We start from the raw sequence: 21,191 nt of genomic DNA on the forward strand, positions 1-21,191 counted from the left end.
TGAATATCTCCGAAAATCTTGTAGAATTTTGAAGATTTCTACAAGATTTTCAGAGAATATGCAAGACGGGGTTAGCCGATGGCTTACATTTATTTCCTAAACTTTATCAACTCCTCACCACTCATAAACACTGGCTGCCCCTCAGCATACGCTTCTTTCAACTTCGCATCAGTCTCGTATTTCTTCTTGTCGGCTTCGAGTATTCCTTGAATATCAAATTCTCCAAGCGTTATCTCTTCATCGAAAAAATAACAGAAATACTTGTCGTGTCGCGGATTCAAATAACCTTGTTTTATCATTTGCTCACGAGACAGCTCACCAGTGTTCTTCACACGAAATGCCTTGTAAACCTTATGCTCGCCATCCTTATATAAAATCACAAACTTAGCGTGCTTCACGTAATCACGACTCTTCACCACACCTCCATGCGCTTCCTTACCCAGTCGCACATTGTAGGCATCATCACGCTTACCACCTCGTCTACTGAATATCCAGTTCAAATGATCGATACCATTCACGATACCAATGAGAAACGTTGCCAATGGGTAGTTCTCCAAATAGTGCATGGTAAGAAACTCCTTCGGAATGACATCATGCGGACGTGCTTCCACAATAGGCATCACATCCTCTGGCAACGTTCTTGGATCTACACCAAGCGGACACTTGGCGATATAGAACGCTTGTTTCAACTCAAACATCACGGCTTCGTTCTCATCCATCACCTTTTTCTTAATAGCTTCGCTCTCTTCTTTCTCCGGCTTGCGCAGTGCAAGTGAGAAATATTGTTGGTCGCTACCTTCCCTATTGTCGAAAGGATGATAAACCTTACCAAGGAGCGTTTGGAAATTCTCCTTGATATATGTGTCTGGATTCACCTCAGCGTGCGCAGTCATGGCGTAGAAGTCAAAGTTATCTTTGAGCATCTTCTGAATTTCCTTACGAAATATCTTTCGTACATTGTTGCGCCACTGCTCTTTACTTGAAGAGTTGTTGCGACCATAGAGAGCTACCACAAAGAGAAAGTTCACATCAAAGTGTGCCAATAAGAACGTATCTCGGTCATACAGTCTGTTATCAAACTGCCTGCTGATGTAATACTGCTTTCTACGCTTTCCCTCTTCCTTGTCGCTGTCTATCAAATGAATTTCTTTCTCTGGGATAAGAACGTTTTGGTTGGCAGAAATAAAGAAGTTTGGTATGATGTTGTAGCCCTCGGTAACATCGTCACGCAACTTTACATGGCCGCTTTGGTCTTCTGGCTTGCCATCGTTGAACAAGTCCAAGTTCCACTGAATGACATTTCTTGCGTAGGTAAACTGCTTATATACTGACTCCTTACCAAGTGAGTTGCCACGCTTGTAGTATTTGGAATCACCTATATAATAGATATTGTCATCGTTTTCATTATTGGTCAGCTCCTGGTACTGATAGATGTGATCCACTCGTTTTCCGTCAGGTTGGTCTTTCAAGTCCTTTGGCAACTTCTGGTCACCTGCTATCAACTCGTCAATGATGGCTTCAAACACGACATGGAAACTCTTCACAAGCAAATACTCTCTTTGGTCTACGTTCAGCGTTACATTGTCAGGTCTGTTAAAGAACGCATAGCAATAGCTCCAAAGCTCCAACGCCTTGTCGGAGAAATACTTGTACTTGATTTGTTTGAGTCTTCTCTTTCCATAGCCGTTGATGTATCGCTTGAACTTTTCGCCTTTTATCAAAGGGAAGTTTACGTTTATCTTGACAGGGAAACCGTATTCCGCCCTCATATATTCCAAGATACTGTAATATATGACAAGTAACTCTTCGTCAAAGTTGATTTGACGCTTCTTGTTGATAGGGTTCAAATAACTGGCATCTTGACGACGTGTACCACCGATGCTTTCTTGAATGACTACTTGGCTTCGGGATATTGTGCGTATCCAGTTGATTTTGTTGTAACCCGAATGGAGGTTCTTGACGATGAACATCACGAAACTCTCATTCTTCTTGTTCCATTCTTGCAACGCCAACAACACATCGAGGAAAGTGCTTGCCTTGCGCTTCCTCATGTGTCCCATCATCGGTGCTTGTTTATATAACACAATGCTTGCCTGCTTCTTGTTTGCGTAGCGGTCAAACTCATGGTCACGGAAAACGCAGATGGCACGGTATATCCATACGCTTAGTTCGTAGATAAACTTATGTTCATCGACTGACATCTTGCAATCGTCAGCATTGATTAAGTCCTTTGGGTCTATATGTCCAAATACTTTCTCATGTCTAAACTCACCTTCCAACAGTACCTTTGGCAGAATAAACACGCAATCGTTCACATCAGGATCGTCGTTGAAATAGTAGCCTACATAGCTTAGGCTTACTTTTCCTTCCACGTCTTGAAGCACACCAAGACCTTTGAGAACGTCGCAAACGTCCTCATAATCATATTGGTATTCCTCGATTAATATGCGCATAGTCTTATTCTGTTACTTCTTCTACTGTCCAACCTTGTTTCTTTGCAAATCCGATGATGAAATCAATATTGTATATGCTCCATCCATTTAAGACCTTATACTTGATTCCATTTGCAGAAGTTTGTTCATTTACATAATAGCGCAAATAGCTATTTTTAATAGAATCTTCACGAGCAATTATTCCGGCATATTTATATTTAACTGTATTGTCAAATGCTAAATCACTTTGAAGCTCCTCGAAAGTCTTGTCTTTATGTTCGGTTATATATTTAATCACGATATTTAAGCCAAGGTCTTTCTTGGAAAGCCCAGATTTTCCATTAAATATATATCTGGTATTATCATTTGCTTCTCCAGAAGTTTCTATCGGTATAACATCATCATTTGGAACAATATCACCTTTTTTAAGAATGTTTGATTCGCCAACAACATTCACCAAGAACTTTCTGACGGCAGCAATATTCACCTTGTTGTCATCATTATAGAAAGCATCGTAACTAATTTCATCGCTTCCATTGTCGCTCACCTTGAACAAGGTTATATCACCATCCTTAAAAACATCGTTCCAAAGATAGAACAACACTTTGCCAACAAACTTGTCTTCTGTGATAAACTCATTATCCTTTGCTGGCTTACAGAAGAAATAGCCGAGTTTCTTATCATCACTGCTTGTTTCTTTAGCAATCTTCTTGTTGATTTCTGTGACGAAAGCCCACCAGTCGCTATATTCACCACCGCACTGTATCTTCCATCCTTTGCCTGCATCTGTAATCTTGACGTATCTCCAGTCCCAACGGCGCTTGAAAGCGGAGTCGATTGGGAATAGACTTTGGTCACTTGTGTTCATAGTTGCCCAGATATAGAGGTTGTTTGGAAACAAAAGCACTCTACCCTTCTTGATGTCTTTCGTGAGGGAACTGTCCTCATAGTTACTGGTGTAGTCTTCAACAACGCCATCCACATCAAACCCATTTTCAAGAGCATATTCACCACCCTCATCAAACGCAGCCTCTATCTCTTTTTGCAAGTCCGAGTCTGCTTCTATTGGATATGTCGAGAACCCATCATCGCTTCTATCAAGCAACTGGAATAAATCACCGAAAATCTGTGCGCAGTTGCCACGGTTGATTTCCTCAATCACCAAGAACAGAGGTTCTGTCGTTTCACCGCCCTTTGCATACTTCTGCCATGCGCCAAGATACGCTTTTAAGAACGCTTGCTTGACGTAACTATAAGTAATGCGATTTTCCTTTAATTCTACTTTTGTGCCATCTTTTTGAGAAACTTTTATTGGTTCACCTTGTAAACCATAGACTGTACTTTCTGCCATAACTGGTTTATATGCGCCAACAAACGTTGAGTAATCACTATCAGGGTGGAATGTTGTACGGATAGTTGAGTAAAACTTTGTAATTCTCTTAATCTCAAACGATTTTCCTGTGCCTGGGGCGCCGTAATAAATTTGTTGAAGAGGTGCCATTATTTTTGTTTTTTTTACACTTGCTCCCATAGATCGTATTTTTTTATCATCAAACTCAATAGTATTAAAGTCACTTTTAGGCAATTTTGCCAACGTGTTGCCATCTGTATTTAGAGTTAAATAATACGTGCCATTAGGCATCTTGTCGTCATTAATTTGTACAAGATAATAGTCTGTCAAATTTGGAGAGTCAGCTCTTTTTGCTTTTGCTCCATCAAAAGATATTTTAAGTAAATCTTGCTTACCTCTATTGTTGACATTTATTTCATAATATTTCAGACCTTTCTCAAAAGGTTTTAATCTATCAATATTTACTATTTCTGCCACTCTTTTCGTCTCTCCATTCTTTGTCTCATTCTTTACGAACAAAACAACCCTATTTAATTTGTTCACGGTAAAGCATAATTCTGAACATCCATTCTTCACTATGTGGCTAATTAGAATCTCGTCACCAGGAGTAACATTATAGTCTCTATAAATATCACCCATCTGGTTAATTCTAAACTCTCGGACATTTGAAGATTTAAGAGTATATTCTTTAGAAGAGTTAGCATCATGTATAGACACATCTATACCTAAAGGAAAGATATCAGACATATCGACATCTGTACCCACAAGCATATAACACTCGTGAGTATTACCCAATCCTATCTCTGTTGCATTAGGTCTATGAATATATTGCGTTATTCTTGTCAATCCCATAACTATAAATATTTTTTAATAATATTGGCTATTCCTTTTGCCATTAGACAAGGAACGGCATTACCTATTTGCATGTATGTTTTGAGATAAGCACCAAGAAACAAGTAGTCATCAGGAAATGATTGACATCTTGCAGCTTCTCTTGGCGTAATTGCCCTTGTCTGAAAAGGATGAATATGCGAATGACAGTCCATTCTCAAATGCGCTGTAATTGTTCGTGAAGGTTTGTCTGCAACAAGTTTGTAGTATTTATCTTTGAAGCAGTGCAACCTATTTGTATACGGCATTATGTCTGAAATTTTAGGATCAGAAGCATCATCGCCTTGATTCAACAGACGATATATATCGTAATTTATATCATTTACATATCGTGCCTTGTGATTGTAAAGAATAGGGATTTTGCGTCCGCCATTTATTAAACGTAGATATGGCGTTTCATCCCCAGAGAAAGTATTAACATCTATTTTCTTTCCAGAATTTTCGTCGTCTTTCTCATTCATGTTCTTTATTCTTGGAGCATCTAATGGTTTGATATTTTCCAGAGCATCACGCAATAGATAATGATGTTTATTCTCGTTAGCCTTACTGATTTCTTCAAATATTGTACTTGGAGTGATATTTTGCTTTTCAGCAATGTCATTCCTAATAGCAATATAAATTAACCTTTCTCTACTTTGTGAGACAGAAAAATCTAATGAGTTTAATAACTTGTATGAAACAGTATAGCTATAAGTTGTACCATTTTTTTCTTCTTCTATACTTTCGTAGTCCTCAACAACTTGATCTGCAACTTTTAGCATACCTTTTACATTTTCCATCACAACAAACTTAGGCAAAATCTTTTTTATGCCTTTAATATAATATTTATACAATTCATTGCGAGGGTCATCTATTACACGTTGTTGATTTGCACTGCTAAATCCTTGGCAAGGAGGACCGCCAACTACTATGTCTACATCTTCATCTATATAGTCTTGAACGTTATCGACAATTTTCCGAATATCTCCTTTTATTACTTTTTTAGAAGCAATTTCTGGATGATTATATCTATATGTTCTCACACAAACATCTTCAAAATCATTTGCGAAACACACTCTAAAACCAGCTTGGGTAAATCCATAACTTAATCCACCTGCTCCTGCAAAAAAATCTGCAAAAGTAGGTTTGTGTTCTTTCTTGCATTTATCTTGAATTTGTTTGCGCTTCTTATTGCTTAATTTGTCGAGTTGATTACCAAACATTTTCTTGTTGGTAATATAAAACCAAACACAGTTTATAAATCTACCATACAAATCTTTTGTTATGGTTTTCAACAATGTCAAATCTTCCATATTGTCAATTATTCCCATATCTTTAATTTCTAATATAATGGAATCCGACAATGTTGCATTGGTAATAACAGTTTTATTTTTTTCTGCTATTACCTCCACAATCCTTATATAGACAAGAATTAATTCTAAAAACTCATCCTTGTTTGATATGTTTTTTACCGTAGAAAAAATCATGCGACTAATTTATCTAAATTCTTTTTAATCGACTTTGCCAAAGCCTCTGCGAACAAAGGTGGAACAGCATTGCCAATTTGTTTGTATTTTTCTCCTCTTGACCCTATAAACTCAAAATCATCAGGAAACGATTGTATTCTTGCTGCTTCACGAACAGTAAAAGACCTCGCTTGTTTCTCATCAGGATGGATAAATTGAAATCCATCTTTATGAATATGAGCCAATATTGTCTTAGATGGTAAATCCCACCACTGAACCACATAGCTATTATCAAACACGCGAGCATGCTCATGTTCGTATTGAGGCATTTCTCTTCTGAGTTGTCCAAATGTCCAATGATTGTGAATCATCACCGTAAAACGTTCTCTGTCTAGAGCATTGTGTCGTCGAGCTATATGGTCTCTTAAAGGATAAACTCCCCTTTTACCTATTCTTTTCAAGAAGGTATTATCACAAGGATAATCAAAAGTCTCTGTAGATGCATCATTACCTGGCTCTACCGCCGGCAAATCACCGATAGCTTGCTTTACATCTACAAACTTCTGCCGTCCTTCACGCTCATCTAACGGAGTTTCAGGGTTCCAATGAGTTTTTATGACATCATTATAGAGTTCAGCCACAGATGTTTTGTCTATGTCTTTTCTTACCCCCATTATTATTACCCTTTTTCGTACTTGTGGTACTCCGTAATCTGCGGTATTATGAATTAATACCGTAGGATCACTTATAATATCATATTTGTTCCCTAGAGCCTGAATAATTTTGGGGAATATATGATTGCCATTAACTTTTGCAGACAACACCCCTGTTACATTTTCAAATACAAAAAACTTCGGAGAATAATATTCTAGTATTTCTACATACTTCTCAAACAAAAAGTTTCTTGGATCTGTAGCCATTCCTTTTCCATCACGTACGCGACCTGCCGTAGAATAGGCCTGACAAGGAGGACCACCAATAATAACATCAACAGTTCTTCCTGCTACTGCTTCATCAATCTTATCAATAATATCAGGGGTAGTTATATCATGTTCTATTACTTCTTTATCTATATTCTTATAACCATAATAGCGCATTCTAGTCCTTAAGGTTTCACATGCCCAATGATTAATTTCAACATGGGCTAAAGCCTTAAAGCCTACTCTATAAAAGCCCTCAGAAAGACCTCCACAACCAGCAAACAAATCTATAAAGGTATATTTTCTATTAGCCATTGTTCTTTTTTAGCTTATTTTAATCATTCACCTTCTCTTTTGCACAGTATATCCCTATCGACTTCCTGAATGAAGTCGACAAACGAGATGCCTAAAACCTGGCAAATATGATGAAGTTCTATGATATCAAGGCGGCGTTCACAAGTCTCAATCTTGCTTATAAACGCCTGATTAACTTTCAGTAGTTCAGCGAGTTGAGCCTGTGTTACCCCCCCATTTCGCGCTTGCTGCGCAAGCGACCAATGACTTGGTGATATAAATGTGAATGTATGCTCTTGTCCATTTTTACTTTAATTTTAGGCGCAAATATATATTCTTTTATCGGATATCCCAAAATCGAATATCACATAGAATCAAATCTATAATCGTGTAATAATTCATAAAAAAGAAGGCTTATGCTTGGTAGTTTCAAGTTTTTATCTTATCTTTGCGGTAGAAACAAAAATGATGATTATGAAGTCAAAGGAATACTATATATCACTGATTTTATCTCATGCCGAAGAGCTGAAAAAGAACTTCGGAGTAAAGTCATTGCGCCTTTTTGGCTCAGTTTCCAGAAATGAACAGAAAGAAGGTAGTGATGTTGATATATGTGTAGATATGGAACCCAAAATGTTCCTTGTGGTTAGATTAAAGCGTTTTTTAGAAAACTTATTAGAATGCTCTGTTGATATAGTAAGAATGCACAAGCATATAAATCCATTCCTTCTTAAAGAAATAGAACATGACGGAATATACATCATCAAATAGAATAGTTGGCACCTTAATACAAATTAAGGAAGCTATCAAACAATTGCAAGATTGGAACAGAGATGTACAGGTTGTTGATGATTACTATAGTACGCCTGAGGGAATGAAGAATCTTGCAGCTAGTTGTATGCTTATAGAGGCAATTGGAGAAGGAGTCAAGCAAATTGACAGATTAACTCAATCTCGCCTATTAATTGAACGTCCAGAAATACCATGGCAAGATGTTATTGGCATACGTAACCATATTGCACATGGTTACTTTAATATAGACGGGGATATAGTGTTAGATGTCATCAAGAACAATCTCGATGATTTGTTAGCAGCCATCGAGTATTTTATAGCAAAATTCTAACTACATCAACATCCGCTGCAGCCCAGTCGAGATTTTTCAACTCTACAGGCCTGCACCACTTGCTATCAGCGTGCTCACGCCTCTTGAACCCATCAGCATCGCCTTTTGGCGTACACAGAAAGGCTGTCATGGTTATCGAGAAATCAGGATATTCGTGATTCACGGTTACCAACTCCTCTCCTACTTCTACAGGATACTCCATCTCCTCCATCAACTCACGAGCCAATGCCTGTTGAGGAGTTTCCCCAGGTTCAATCTTGCCACCAGGAAACTCCCATTTATAGCTGGTATATTCAAACTTCGTCTTGCCTTTCTGCATGCAGAGGTACTTGCCATTATGGCAAACAACGGCTGCTACCACATTATAATGTATCATTGTCTTAACAACTTAAAATATCATCTACTCGATTTAAAATATCATTTACTCCATCCATTGGAAATCTTCCTGCAATTCTTGCGGCAACGGATTGTCCATGTGAATATCATATAATATAGATCCATTCTTTGTCACACCCTTTCTTGCATTCTCCAAGTGACCAGTACCTATATATGTATAAGGCAGGGTGATACCATTCTCGGCACTCACCTTTCTCACAAATACCAATACCCTTTTGGCTGCCCGCTGCAAAGCCTCATCCTTGGCAGAAATATGGGCAATACTTTCCCACTGGAAAACATCTGGAGACAAGAACTTGTCATTATACTTCAAATGATCATCCAGGGAAGCATCCTTCTTCAAACCAGCAAAGACATACATATTGCCATTTTTATAGTATGTGCCATACTGATTGTGCTTCGGATTCTCCAATATCTTCAAGAGCACCTGGTCCTGGCGATAATCCTGCCATAACAGGAAATCCTCTGTTTCATCAGCATATCTTGCATCATATTGTGTCAAACCATAGTTGAGTAAATCTTGCAGATAAGCCTCATATTCCTGTTCTCTTTCACCACATAAATGCACTTCACCCTCTTCTATCTTCACTGCCATTCCATCTTCAAGGAATCGCAAAGCATGCTCCAGTTGCTCTGGCTTAAAACCAGGAATCTCCTCCTGGATATTGGCTTCTATATGAGATAACGCAGTCTCTCCGCTTAGTAAATTTTTGATTACCAAATACTCATGCTCTCTTACCAATGGCAAAAGACTTGAAAGATAATTGATGCAAGCTATCTGCTCTTCTGAGAATACAGGTAAATCCTCTTCCTCTATACCCTTTAAGAAGCCATAATAAGAATTTGTTTTCTTGGAGCCAATCTTTATCTTCATGAATTTCAAGAGATTAGGAGCATAATCACTATTCATATAATCCATGTGCGATGGATAAGATGGAGTCTTCAGATAAGCCTTGAAGTTCTGATAATCCATCTTCAGATAGTTGATGCGATTAAAATTCTCGCTCTCTATTTTATCGATGATTTCCTCTTTTGAAAGATCGTCGATGTGGATTTCTACACCATAATCACTCAAGCCCAAACTTTTGAAATCATTCCTCACCATAAACTTCAGGAGTTTCTTCTCTAATATGGAATTGCGAGAAAGACTACCCAGCGCCAAAGCGATATGAACGCTGCGCTTATAGCTATTTCCGATAAAGTCGAGTATCGTAACGTAGGGCTTATTGGTATATTTACGAAGACCTCGACCCAATTGTTGTAAGAAGATAGTACTCGACTCCGTTGGGCGCAAAAAGAGCACCATATTGACACCCGGAATATCCACACCCTCGTTCAGAATATCTACAGCAAACAAGATTTCCAAATCCCGGTTTTCATCTTGCAAATCATTGTAAGCACGAATACGTTCACCAGCTTTGTTCTTCCCACTCAAGAATGCTGTATGATAATAATCGCCTAAGTTATCAGCCATCATCCTTGCATGCTGGATGTTTCTACAGAAAGCCAGCGCCTTCAGTTTCTGTCCTTCCATACGATGTTTTTCAATCTGCTGATGAATAAACTCGCAGTTTTCAGGCATAGAGATTTGCGATATTAATCGGCGTTCACCTGAAGAGGTCAAGCCATAATCTACCAATTCATCACGAATACCATAATAATGGAAAGGCACAATCAGATCGTTGATGATTGCATCTCGGAGCCTCAACTCATAAGGGATATTATTGCCGAAGATTTCTACCACATCCTGATTGTCCATACGATTTTCTGTAGCTGTCAAGCCCAACAAGAACTCTGGTTCAAAATAGTCGATAATCTTGCGATAACTATCCGCCACAGCATGATGACACTCATCGATAATGATATAATCAAATTCCTTCTTATCAAAGAGTTCGAGCGAACGGCACATAGAGACATTGGTAGAAAACAGGAAATCCTCACCAGACTCCTTAGCCTCTGCATTATACAATCCGCAAGTCTTAGCGCCACCAAATACCTTTTGGAAGGTTTCTAATGATTTCTTCAGGATAGAGCTTTCATGAACGATATAGAGCAATCTGTCTGGATTGAAATTGAGCGCATCGAAAGCTGCCAAATAAGTCTTTCCCGACCCCGTAGCAGAAATTACCAATGCACGCTCCTGTCCGATGGCACGATAGCGATTCAATTCTCTGAGTGCTTTGCGCTGCATATAGTTGGGCTTGATGTCAGAGTTAGCCATATCATAATCCATATCCCAGCGTTCAATGGCAAAGTTGAGTTTGGTGGCATAAGTCTTGATTCTGTCCTGAGACAATTCATAAGTCTTGCTCCATAGCTTTTCAAACTCAGCCATTGCATCAAGATAGGCCTCTGCATCTCGCTCGCAATCCACCACCAAATCCCATTCTATGTTTTTCAGCAAAGCATAACGAGTGATATTGGATGATCCCACAACCATTTCTACCCTATTATCTTCCATCTCGAAAATATAGCCTTTGGAATGAAATCCATTGGTAGAATAGTTTTTCTCATCATGGAAGCATTCATCATCCAGATGGCATTCGAAATGAGGAAATTGCGTTAAGCTCATAAAAAAGTTCAAAGATTCCACATCCGTGAAGTTCTGATAGGTAGAAGTGATGATTCTGCCTTTAGCTCCACGTTCCAAAGCAGCCTTGATGTCTTTCGCCAAAAGTACTAAGCCAGCTTTCTTGATAAAACTGACTGAGAAATCAAATGATTTACAACGTCGTAAATTCATCTGAATGGTTGACAGAAAAGATGTCTCGGTATAATTAGTTAAAAATCTCGAATTCATAAGCCTTTACAATTTGCTTGCAAAAATACAAAAAAGAATCCAGATACTTCACTTTTCCGCTTATTTTTCATATCTTCGCATCCTAAAAAAACAATTATTATGGGATAGGGAGAATTCCGAAAACCTTAATGACACTTAATGACACCTACCCTTAATGACACCTCTTCTCGAAGATTTTAGCATTTTCATATGTATCAGTATATCTTCCCAAACTCTTTTGTCTATTCTCGAAAGCTCTTATTACGGTAGTGAAAAACTTTCGGAACTTTACTTCTTTATGTGTGAATATCACTAAAAACACACGCTAATGTTAATGTTGTAAAAAAAATCAGAGAAAATTGGGTGGTTCGGGAAAAATATACTATCTTTGCATAAAAGTTCTTTATTTCTCGTGAGAGAAGTGAGAACTGGCAAGAGCTCTAATTAGAGCTTTTGTGTTTGTAAGTTAATCACTCCGGGGATAATTCCCCGGTACTCTCCAAAAGCCCCCAACTGTGAAGCTGGAGGTTTTTATTTTTTTATACTATATCACACGCAACTTAAAACACCCGAAGAGGTGGAATGTGCCGATTCTTCAGTCCCATATCCTGTAATGCTCTTCCGAGTTTGTCATCCTTTGCCCTTATTTTGGCCGTTATTGATGAGCGGCGCCTGTCATCAATTTAGACCAAGGAGAGTCGTCTTTTATGGCTGTTTTCAGTACAAGAGGAGCTTTCTTTCGCAATGCTGGTGCAAAGGTACAATTTTTCTGAGCAGAAAACAAGAATATGGCAAAAAAGTTATAAAAAAGTCTGTAAGTATCTGATTTATAGCGATATATATAAAATTGAATTTTGCATTTAATATCTTTGGGAAAACAAAGGTGTCATTAAGAGTGGGTGTCATTAAGGGTCATTAAGGTTTTCGGGGGCGCAAATTTGCTCTATAGTATAATATATAAAATTTATATATTATACTATAGCCCTAAATGACACTTCCATTTTTTCTTAATGACACTTAATGACACCCACTCTTAATGACACCCTGTAGGAACCATCCTGCAAAATGACACAGCTTTAGAAAGAACTTTTTTCAACTCGTTATCTATTTGATTTTCAGATAGTTATCACTCTAAAATCACTCAAACAGACTCAATTATTTAATATTAAAATCGGAAAAGCTTGCATATTAGAAAAATAATGCTTATATTTGCAGAAAATTTCAGAAAAAGAGATATTGAGGAGTAAGAGGGGGAGCTTATGGTACAAGAACGCAACAGAATACAATTGCCCCTGGAAGAAATCAAACTTGCCTTCGCTGCATCCTGCGTGGAGGGAACGGCGAGAAAGCTACATTGCCGACGACTTCATCATGGAAATGCAGAGGGGATAGTATTAAGAGTGGGTGCCTTTAAGGTTTTAACGGATATATTTGGTTATTAATAATGGAGGATTGAATATGAATAAATTAACAAGAGAAGAGGCTCTTAGACGTTGGGAATCAGCCAAGGCAACAAAGAAAGCCATGGTTGACAAGATGCAGAAGATGCTTTATGAAGACTACAAATTACGTACGGGCGAAGAACCTGTAAACTTTAATGTCTTGTAATGGAAGAATTGGAATTAGATAGAATAAATGCCAATTCTCCTTATATTGTTGAATTGGATTTTTCAACAGGCTTATTCAAGTTTGTAAGCGACTTTGGAGTAAGCTTTAGTGTTGCTTTTGAAAAAGACGAATTGCTGCAAAGCGGAGAGTCATATCAGTTTGCGTTGACTAATTATGAAGGAACCAAATCACCACGAGATTCCAAAGTTAGAGAAACGGTAATGTGTATTGTGGATGAATTCTTTCGTAAAAATCAAGCTGCATTATTATATATATGTGAAACTGGCGATGGAATGCAAAAAATGAGAAGTCGTCTATTCAGTTATTGGTTTTCTGTTTATGCAGAGAATGATGATTTTCTTTTTCTCCCTCAAGTTGTTTACGATGAAGAAGAAAATGAGAATTACGCAGCATTGATTATCAGAAGAGACAATCCTCTGTTTAATGATTTAGTATCTGAATTTACAAATACTATAACTTTATTGAATGGCAAGCCAGATTAATTTATTCTATCTTCCACTCCAAACTGCTCACTCCGTCCTTCTGCAGGAAGTTCAAACCGACCTTTATCACAGGCTTTCTTCTATGGGCAAAGCTATCGGCATACTTGCGGTCGTTGATCTGCTACAAAGCCTCATCTGCACTCTTATCAAACTTCATTTCCATCACATAGATTGTTTCCCTTGTCTCCATCATCACATCAAGCCTACCCTTGGCGGTGTGACGCTCCAGATAATGCGGAAGCAGACTGTGCCGAACAAACCGACTTTAACCTCCTGATTAGGCAAGGCCAACTCATAGAGTTTACTCATCTTGTCGTAGCCCTTAATGGTCATATAGCCACTCTGGTAGAGCAAAGGCATGATGGTGGTCATTTGATAATGCAAAATTTTAGGCTCATTATTTACACTCTTCCAGTCATTAAGGGAAGGCATCACGAAGGAAAGGTGTCATGAAGAGTGGGTGTCATTAAGTGTCATTAAGGTTTTACAATCACTTTATCCTTTATTTCACACCAATTTCTTGCTTATATCAGAAAAAAGCAGTAACTTTGCACGACTTTTCTAAAGCAGTATCTTTGCTTTTTACAAACAATTAGGTTTAATTTTACTAACTATGGGCAATAATACTTCCATCACGGAACATAAAAGACATTACTATCGGGAACTCCTATGCATCGGGGTTCCTATCATCATCGGACAGTTGGGAACCATCATTCTGGGATTCGCCGACACGCTCATGATCGGACATCACAGTACGGAGGAACTGGCTGCGGCAGGTCTCGTCAACAATATCATCACCTTCATCCTCGTTTCCTACATGGGTTTCTCCTATGGTCTCACCCCTATCATCGGAAGACTCTACGGCATGGAGAAAACGGACGAAATAGGACAAAAAGTGAAAAATTCCTTCTTCGCCAATATGGTGGTGGGCGTAATCTTCTCGCTCGCCCTGGTGGTCCTCTACTTCAATCTCCATCGCATCGGTCAGCCCGAGGAACTCCTTACGCTCATACGCCCCTACTTCATCGTCAACCTCGTTTCGGTGCTCTTCGTGGGCGTTTTTAATACGCTGAAACAGTTTCTCGACGGAATCGGAAATACCAAAGTAGCGATGTGGGTGATGATCATGGGAAACATCGTCAATATCTTCGGCAACTGGGTGCTCATCTATGGTGTGGGACCTTGTCCGGAAATGGGATTATTAGGTGCCGGAATCTCTACCTTGGCAAGTCGTGTACTCATGGCTGTGGCGATGGTAGGCATCATCGCCGTCACGAAGGAATACAGGGAATATCGCAACAATATCATAGCAAGCCGCATCAACGGGGCTGACTTCCGGGAGATGAACCGCCTGGGTTGGCCTGTGGCGCTGCAACTGGCGCTGGAATCGGGCGCCTTTACGCTGAGCTGCGTGATGGTGGGATGGCTCGGAACGATTCCGCTGGCTGCCCATCAGGTGATGATAACTATCTCCCAACTGTTCTACCTCGTACTCTCCGGTATGGCTGCGGCGCTGGCCATCCGAGTAAGCCATTTCGTGGGACAGAACGACTTTGCTGCAGTCAGAAGAAATGCCTACGACGGCTGGAGACTCAACCTGCTGTTCTCCCTCTGCATGGGCATTCCGGTGCTGCTGCTCAGACATCAGATAGGCGGATGGTTCAATGATAATGTGGAGGTGCAGCAGTACGTGGCCCTGCTGATCATCATGATGATGATCTACCAGTTTGGCGACGGTCTGCAATATACCTTTGCCAATGCACTGAGGGGTATTGCCTGCGTGAAACCGATGGTGACCTATGCTTTCATTGCCTACTTCATCATCTGTCTGCCGTTGGGTTATACGCTCGGTTTTCCTTGCGGCATCGGTATTTTGGGCATATGGATCGCCTTCCCGTTCGGCCTCACGATTGCCGGTTTCCTCTACAAACACCGGTTTGAGAAGGAGCTGAAGAAAATGGAAAACATTTTTTTAGAAAAAAAATGTTGATGTCTGATGGATATTTTGTACTTTTGCCCTCATAGAATCATCCCCCAAAAGGGAAACCGGGGATTCTCATCGGGGAAACCCAAGGGTAACTGGGGATTCTCATCGGGGGAACCGGCCCCCAGAAAATAACTTTTCTATAAGGATATAAGTAAACATGAAACAACAGATAGTCTATAACCTGGAAGAATTTGCTGCCAAATATCATCTGACAGACATTTATGGCGCCTACGCTGCCCACTTCGCCATCAACGGCGAGGAAAACAACTGCGTAAGCTCGGAAGAACTGGCGGAAATGGTGAAGGAACGTACACTCTTCACCAAACTGCTGCTATTGAAACAGGGCAAATGCCTGCTGCATTTCAACAGCAATAAGGACGAAGCCCTGGAAGTGAAAACGGGCGAATTTCTCATTGCTTCGCCTAAGGAAATCGTAGAGTTGAAGGAGGTTTCGCCCGACTTTGAGGCGGAATGTATTCTGGTGGACGAGCATTTCACCGACCAGCCTACCCGATACCAGCCTTCACCTGAAAAGATGAAAAGCATCGCAGATATTTTCCACTTCGTGAGAGACATTGTAAGGCACCAGCACATCAACAAGATTGAGATGATCAAGAGTATGTTCAACGTGCTCAAACTCATCATCGAGGAACTGCCCTACGAGCAATGTTCCGTTTCCAACGACTTGGGGCACAAGAAGGAAGTGTATGAAATTTTCCTACATCACCTCTACCGCTTCTTCCGCAAGGAGCGACAGATCAGATTCTATGCCGACAAGCTGAATGTTTCTACCGCCTATCTCTCAAGACTGGTGAGGGAAATCAGCGGTTCTACGGTGAATGAGCACGTTACATCACTGGTTTACAAGGAAATATGCAACCTGCTCACCCAGTCGGACATGACAATGGGGGAAATAGCCGACTATCTGAACTTCAGCGACCAGAGCGCCCTGACCAATTTCTTCAAGCAGCGGTCGGGAATGACGCCACTGGCGTATAGGGGAAAGAAATAAGAAAAAATAAAAGAAAAATCTCCGGAAAGGTCTCTAAAAGAAAAGGAGAAGGGTTCCCTAAAAGAGAAGAGAAGGGTTCTCCCCCAAAAAAGAGAAAGTTTCCCTAAAAGAAAAGAGAAAATTTCTGGAAAACAAAATAAAAAATCAAAGCCTGCAAGCGGAATCCGAGAGAGAGATAGTTGGATTCGCCTGCAGGCTTCTTCAATGAATGTATATACTTGGATTCAATTAGTTATGGAAAGTTTTGTTTTTCAACTCTTCATATCCCACATTTATTTCAAGGTGAACTTATGAGAATGAAGCATTTCCTTAGGGTCGAGTGCCTTGTCGAGCTCCTCCTTGCTCATCAGTCCCTGCTCTATCACGATGTCATAGACTGAGCGGCCTGTGGCATGAGCTTCCTTGGCTACCTTGGTGCTGGCCTTATAACCGATAATCGGATTGAGGGCAGTCACGATGCCGATACTGTTCTTTACCATCTCATAGCAGCGCTCCTTGTTGACAGTAATGCCCAATACACATTCTTCTGTAAGGGTTTCGATGGCATTCTTCATCCAGGTAAGGCTCTCGAAGAGGCTCTCTGTGATGATAGGTTCCATCACGTTCAATTCCAACTGACCTGCCTCGGCTGCAAAACTGATAGTTGTATCGTTGCCGATTACCTTGAAGCAAACCTGATTGGTCACCTCTGGGATAACTGGATTTACCTTGCCCGGCATGATGGATGAACCAGGAGCCTTAGCAGGAAGGTTGATCTCGTTCAGACCGCAGCGTGGACCTGAAGCCATCAGACGGAGGTCGTTACAGATCTTGGAAAGTTTCACTGCCAAGCGCTTCAAAGCTGAAGAATAGCTTACGTAAGCACCTGTATCTGGTGTAGCCTCCACCAAGTCGCTGGCAGAGATGAAATTCTCACCGGTCAACTTACTGAGGTTGGCAGCACAGAGTTTAGCGAAGCCCGGAACAGCATTCAGACCTGTACCGATGGCAGTACCGCCCATATTGATTTCGTGGAGAAGCTTCACATTGCGCTCCAGATTGAGGATTTCCTCCTCCAGGTTGTTGGCGTATGCGTTGAACTCCTGTCCGATAGTCATCGGAACTGCATCCTGCAACTGAGTACGTCCCATCTTGATGGTGTCGAAATACTCCTCAGCCTTGTAGCGGAAAGCACTGATAAGTCCAGTAAGAGCGCCCACGAGATGAGCATTCATGCGGATGAGAGCGAGACGGATGGATGTAGGATAAACATCATTGGTGCTCTGTCCGCAGTTGCAATGGTCGTTAGGAGAAACATACAGATAGTCCCCCTTCTCACGTCCCAAGATTTCGAGGGCACGGTTGGCGATTACCTCATTAGCATTCATATTGACAGAAGTTCCAGCACCACCCTGTACCATGTCGATAGGGAAGTTCTCGTGCCACTTGCCGTCTATGATTTCGCGGCAAGCCTCAGCCATAGCTCCGGAAATCTCATCATTGATAACTCCGAGAGAATGATTGGTCTGGGCAGCTGCCAGCTTCACGTATGCAATAGCGATGATGAAATCAGGATAATCACACATCGTCTTGCGAGAGATATGATAATTGTTAATACCGCGCTGAGTTTGAACACCGTAAAGTGCGTCAGCAGGAACTTTGAGTTCACCTAAAAGGTCAGACTCTACTCTGAATTTCTTTTCGTCAGCCATCATGTTATGTCGTTTAAGTTAGTATTTATTCTATTAGTTATTGTTTCTAATACAAAGATACGATGATTTTTGCTGAAGTTATTTATAAAAAACGAACCATTATTTGTAAAAAGCAAACTTGGTTTGATTTTTTGTGATTTTTTCAATTTCCCCTACTTCAAACAAGGACTTTTCCTCTTTATTTTTATCCTCGCAGGAAATAAGGGGAACTGAAATCTTAGTTTTTCCTCTTTCAAAAGAGTTCTTCTCCATATATTATAAGAAGAAAGAAAAGTTTCTTCTCTATCTAAGAAAAGGAAAGACTCCTTCTCTATCAAAGGAAAGGAAAAGTCCCCTCAATAAAAACCAAGAGGATTCCTTTTTCCCCTCCTCTTTTAATAAGCCTTCAGCCTGTAGAGCATTCCGATCTCAATACGGTCTGTATTATAATCGGTGAGCCCGGAAGCCTTACTGTAATCATACTTGCGCCCGGTATAGGCGAGGAAGAGGCGGAGATTCTGCGATTTTATTTTAATCCAAGCGTTTATTTGATTTCCCATTCCTCATCCCCCCCATTTCTCATTTCTCATTTGTCATTTCTCATTTATAATAGCTGGATAATCAGGTAACCGATGCCGAGCGGATTTTCCATGCTATATAAACGAAAAAAGCTACATTCTCCAGCATTTCTGCCGAAGATGTAGCTTCTTCTTTTGAATAATCATTATCTTACTTATTCATGCGTAGCGAAACGCTGCTCTGCCAGCTTCTCGTACTTAGTACCAGGCTTGCCGTAATTGGCATAAGGCCAGATGCTGATACCGCCACGAGGAGTGAAAATACCAGTCACCTCAATGTACTTAGGATCCATCAGACGGATGAGATCCTTCATGATGATGTTCACGCAGTCCTCATGAAAATCACCATGATTGCGGAAACTGAAAAGATAGAGCTTCAAACTCTTGCTTTCCACCATCTTCACATTAGGAATATAACTGATGCGAATCTCCGCAAAGTCGGGCTGACCGGTAATCGGACAAAGCGATGTAAACTCAGGGCAGTTGAAACGTACCCAGTAATCATTGCCCGGATGCTTGTTGACAAAGGTCTCCAGCACCTCAGGTGCATAATCCATTCTATATTCGGTTTTGGCTCCGAGAGCCTGCAAACCATCTTGTTTTCTATCCACTGTCTTGGTAAATTTTTATTTGTGAATTACGTAATTAGTTGAGACTGAATATCTTGAAGACATTATAAGAGATGTTGTTGTCATAAACATCCTCACCCTCATGCTTCTTGATGGCCTTGACCACACGGATGGTTACAGGCAACACGATGATTTCATATACTGTCTTGAGAATAACCTGCCAGAGCATGAGCCAAGGCAACTCAGAAGCAGGAACTACGCCTCCCAATGCCAATGGGAAGAAGATGATACTGTCGCAACTCTCTCCTGCCACGGTACTGAGAATAGCACGGGCTGAGAAATGCTTGCCACCATCACGAATCTTCATCACACTCATCACATAGGCATTGGCAAATGAACCTACGATGAAGGCTACGAAGGAAGCGGCAGCGATGCGTGGAGCCAGACCGAAAATGGCGTGGAAACCAGCATCATTGGTCCAATAAGGTGCTGCAGGAATCACATCACAGATGGCACCGAGAGCCACGAAGAAGAAATTCATGGCAAAACCTGTCCATATCAGCAGGCGGGCTTTCTGATAACCCCACACTTCACAAACGACATCATTGATAATGTAGCTCACTGGGAATACAATGAGTCCACCGGTCAGAGATACTGGCCCGAAGGCGATTTGCTTTGTTTCGAGCACGTTTGCCGCAATCAGACAAACGCAAAAGAGGATGCTGAAAAGCATAAACAGCACACTCACTTGAGTTGTTTTCTTTTCCATTTTTCTTGTTTTTTACGAGGTTTACCAAGCACTCAGATTTTGCTCCTGACAAGGTGGAAATCTGTTCACCATGCAAAAGCGGCTGCAAAATTACAATTTTTTCCTGAATTCTCCAAATTTTAGCATAGAAATGTAGGATTTTTGAAATTGCTAAAATACATAGTCCCACAGATTTCACAGATTTACACAGATTTTTTGAAACAAAAAAAATAAATCTGTGAACATCTGTAATATCTGTGGGACATTTTTCGGGCGCACTGAATGTGACTTATAACACACCCTCTTATATATATAATAATGTATAGGGATTACTCAGCAGCTGCTTCCTCCTGACGATCATCTACATTGTCGCCATCTGTTGGAGCCAAAGTTGCCTTGAAATCAGTAATGCCGTTCTTCACGAGGATATTGTACCACTGGAGCAACTTCTTGATGTCGCTATCGTGTACACGGTCACGGTCGTAGTTAGGCAAAACCTCTGCGAAATAGTCGTGAAGTTCCTGAGCAGAGCACTTCTTATAGTTAAGGCTGCTTACCTGACTGTTCTCCTTCTTGCCTACACTCTCCAAAACCTCCCAGAGGGCGATTTCATCAGCATCTGTGTACATAGCGATGTCGCCAAGACTTGTTACACGGTCTGTAGCGAAAGCTGGAATACGTCTGTGAGTCTCATCAATAGTCTCCACGATGAGGTTTCTGTTTCCACGAGATACCAGTTTATAAAGGCCTGGCTTACCTGCAATTGAAAGAATTGTTTCCATTGTTCTTTTTATTTCTTATTTATTATTTCTTTGTTTACTTTTTCCTTTTATTTTTCAAAGAAGAAATTCTCCCCTCTTTCATTCGAAGGAAGAAAACTCCTAT

20 protein-coding genes and 1 pseudogene are annotated in these 21,191 nt (G+C 40.5%); 6 read left to right on the forward strand and 15 right to left on the reverse strand.

The window, feature by feature from the left end; all coding sequences use genetic code 11:
* Nucleotides 1-89 precede the first annotated feature (89 nt).
* The 5 genes from KUA50_RS07025 to KUA50_RS16860 all read right to left on the reverse strand — a co-directional run bounded on the left by KUA50_RS07025 (nt 90) and on the right by KUA50_RS16860 (nt 7,611).
* Complete coding sequence (locus KUA50_RS07025; RefSeq protein ID WP_218457729.1) at nt 90-2,453, reverse strand: restriction endonuclease; 2,364 nt, start codon at nt 2,451-2,453, stop codon at nt 90-92.
* Between the two features lie 4 nt (nt 2,454-2,457).
* The gene (locus tag KUA50_RS07030) at nt 2,458-4,635 is read right to left on the reverse strand and encodes a hypothetical protein (protein ID WP_256624334.1); all 2,178 of its coding nucleotides are present in this window, start codon (nt 4,633-4,635) and stop codon (nt 2,458-2,460) included.
* Nucleotides 4,636-4,637: 2 nt separating this feature from the next.
* Nucleotides 4,638-6,065, reverse strand: a complete 1,428-nt coding sequence (locus tag KUA50_RS07035; protein WP_218457728.1) for a DNA cytosine methyltransferase — start codon at nt 6,063-6,065, stop codon at nt 4,638-4,640.
* A 71-nt stretch (nt 6,066-6,136) separates the two neighbouring features.
* On the reverse strand, nt 6,137-7,354 hold the full coding sequence (locus KUA50_RS07040) for a DNA cytosine methyltransferase (RefSeq protein WP_218457727.1): 1,218 nt from the start codon (nt 7,352-7,354) through the stop codon (nt 6,137-6,139).
* A 23-nt stretch (nt 7,355-7,377) separates the two neighbouring features.
* A complete protein-coding gene (locus KUA50_RS16860; RefSeq protein ID WP_218457749.1) occupies nt 7,378-7,611 on the reverse strand; it encodes a helix-turn-helix domain-containing protein in 234 nt (77 codons plus the stop codon).
* 187 nt (nt 7,612-7,798) lie between these two features.
* Between KUA50_RS16860 and KUA50_RS07045 the strand changes: the two genes are divergently transcribed.
* Together KUA50_RS07045 and KUA50_RS07050 are read left to right on the forward strand one after the other, a co-directional pair.
* Nucleotides 7,799-8,104 (forward strand): nucleotidyltransferase family protein, encoded by a 306-nt coding sequence (locus KUA50_RS07045; RefSeq protein ID WP_233522241.1) that lies wholly within the window; start codon nt 7,799-7,801, stop codon nt 8,102-8,104.
* Nucleotides 8,079-8,456: a DUF86 domain-containing protein gene (locus KUA50_RS07050; protein WP_134842345.1), complete on the forward strand. Its 378-nt coding sequence runs from the start codon at nt 8,079-8,081 to the stop codon at nt 8,454-8,456. Before KUA50_RS07045 ends, KUA50_RS07050 begins: the two co-directional genes overlap by 26 nt.
* Here the strand turns inward: KUA50_RS07050 and KUA50_RS07055 are convergent.
* A complete protein-coding gene (locus tag KUA50_RS07055) occupies nt 8,440-8,832 on the reverse strand; it encodes a (deoxy)nucleoside triphosphate pyrophosphohydrolase (protein ID WP_218457726.1) in 393 nt (130 codons plus the stop codon). The genes KUA50_RS07050 and KUA50_RS07055 overlap by 17 nt on opposite strands.
* A gap of 45 nt (nt 8,833-8,877) precedes the next feature.
* Nucleotides 8,878-11,595, reverse strand: coding sequence for a DUF3427 domain-containing protein (locus tag KUA50_RS07060; RefSeq protein WP_218457725.1), 2,718 nt, complete (start codon nt 11,593-11,595; stop codon nt 8,878-8,880).
* Nucleotides 11,596-13,089: 1,494 nt separating this feature from the next.
* Here KUA50_RS07060 and KUA50_RS07065 point away from each other — a divergent pair.
* A complete protein-coding gene (locus KUA50_RS07065) occupies nt 13,090-13,239 on the forward strand; it encodes a hypothetical protein (RefSeq protein ID WP_022110945.1) in 150 nt (49 codons plus the stop codon).
* The gene (locus tag KUA50_RS07070) at nt 13,239-13,742 is read left to right on the forward strand and encodes a DUF6169 family protein (protein WP_022110944.1); all 504 of its coding nucleotides are present in this window, start codon (nt 13,239-13,241) and stop codon (nt 13,740-13,742) included. The genes KUA50_RS07065 and KUA50_RS07070 overlap by 1 nt, the downstream gene beginning before the upstream one ends.
* A gap of 121 nt (nt 13,743-13,863) precedes the next feature.
* On the opposite strand, the gene KUA50_RS16865 is transcribed toward KUA50_RS07070, so the two are convergent.
* Both KUA50_RS16865 and KUA50_RS07075 read right to left on the reverse strand, forming a co-directional pair.
* Nucleotides 13,864-13,935, reverse strand: a complete 72-nt coding sequence (locus tag KUA50_RS16865; protein WP_413777453.1) for a hypothetical protein — start codon at nt 13,933-13,935, stop codon at nt 13,864-13,866.
* Nucleotides 13,935-14,126: a hypothetical protein gene (locus KUA50_RS07075; RefSeq protein ID WP_218457724.1), complete on the reverse strand. Its 192-nt coding sequence runs from the start codon at nt 14,124-14,126 to the stop codon at nt 13,935-13,937. Before KUA50_RS07075 ends, KUA50_RS16865 begins: the two co-directional genes overlap by 1 nt.
* Before the next feature lie 229 nt (nt 14,127-14,355).
* Here KUA50_RS07075 and KUA50_RS07080 point away from each other — a divergent pair, with 229 nt between their 5' ends.
* Together KUA50_RS07080 and KUA50_RS07085 are read left to right on the forward strand one after the other, a co-directional pair.
* Nucleotides 14,356-15,732, forward strand: coding sequence for an MATE family efflux transporter (locus KUA50_RS07080; RefSeq protein WP_218457723.1), 1,377 nt, complete (start codon nt 14,356-14,358; stop codon nt 15,730-15,732).
* Nucleotides 15,733-15,886: 154 nt separating this feature from the next.
* Nucleotides 15,887-16,741, forward strand: coding sequence for a helix-turn-helix domain-containing protein (locus KUA50_RS07085; protein WP_218457722.1), 855 nt, complete (start codon nt 15,887-15,889; stop codon nt 16,739-16,741).
* 272 nt (nt 16,742-17,013) lie between these two features.
* On the opposite strand, the gene KUA50_RS07090 is transcribed toward KUA50_RS07085, so the two are convergent.
* The 6 genes and pseudogenes from KUA50_RS07090 to KUA50_RS07115 all read right to left on the reverse strand — a co-directional run bounded on the left by KUA50_RS07090 (nt 17,014) and on the right by KUA50_RS07115 (nt 21,088).
* Nucleotides 17,014-18,432, reverse strand: coding sequence for an aspartate ammonia-lyase (locus KUA50_RS07090; RefSeq protein WP_218457747.1), 1,419 nt, complete (start codon nt 18,430-18,432; stop codon nt 17,014-17,016).
* A gap of 99 nt (nt 18,433-18,531) precedes the next feature.
* Complete coding sequence (locus KUA50_RS07095; RefSeq protein ID WP_218457721.1) at nt 18,532-18,684, reverse strand: hypothetical protein; 153 nt, start codon at nt 18,682-18,684, stop codon at nt 18,532-18,534.
* 122 nt (nt 18,685-18,806) lie between these two features.
* Nucleotides 18,807-18,941: pseudogene (locus tag KUA50_RS07100) on the reverse strand (porin); the annotation flags it as partial.
* 203 nt (nt 18,942-19,144) lie between these two features.
* Nucleotides 19,145-19,546, reverse strand: a complete 402-nt coding sequence (queF, locus tag KUA50_RS07105) for a preQ(1) synthase (RefSeq protein ID WP_256624336.1) — start codon at nt 19,544-19,546, stop codon at nt 19,145-19,147.
* Between the two features lie 88 nt (nt 19,547-19,634).
* The gene (locus tag KUA50_RS07110; protein WP_118116426.1) at nt 19,635-20,327 is read right to left on the reverse strand and encodes a queuosine precursor transporter; all 693 of its coding nucleotides are present in this window, start codon (nt 20,325-20,327) and stop codon (nt 19,635-19,637) included.
* 308 nt (nt 20,328-20,635) lie between these two features.
* The gene (locus KUA50_RS07115; RefSeq protein WP_118116428.1) at nt 20,636-21,088 is read right to left on the reverse strand and encodes a DUF5606 domain-containing protein; all 453 of its coding nucleotides are present in this window, start codon (nt 21,086-21,088) and stop codon (nt 20,636-20,638) included.
* Between the last annotated feature and the right edge of the window lie 103 nt (nt 21,089-21,191).

This window comes from Segatella hominis, from assembly GCF_019249725.2.
Lineage (GTDB): Bacteria > Bacteroidota > Bacteroidia > Bacteroidales > Bacteroidaceae > Prevotella.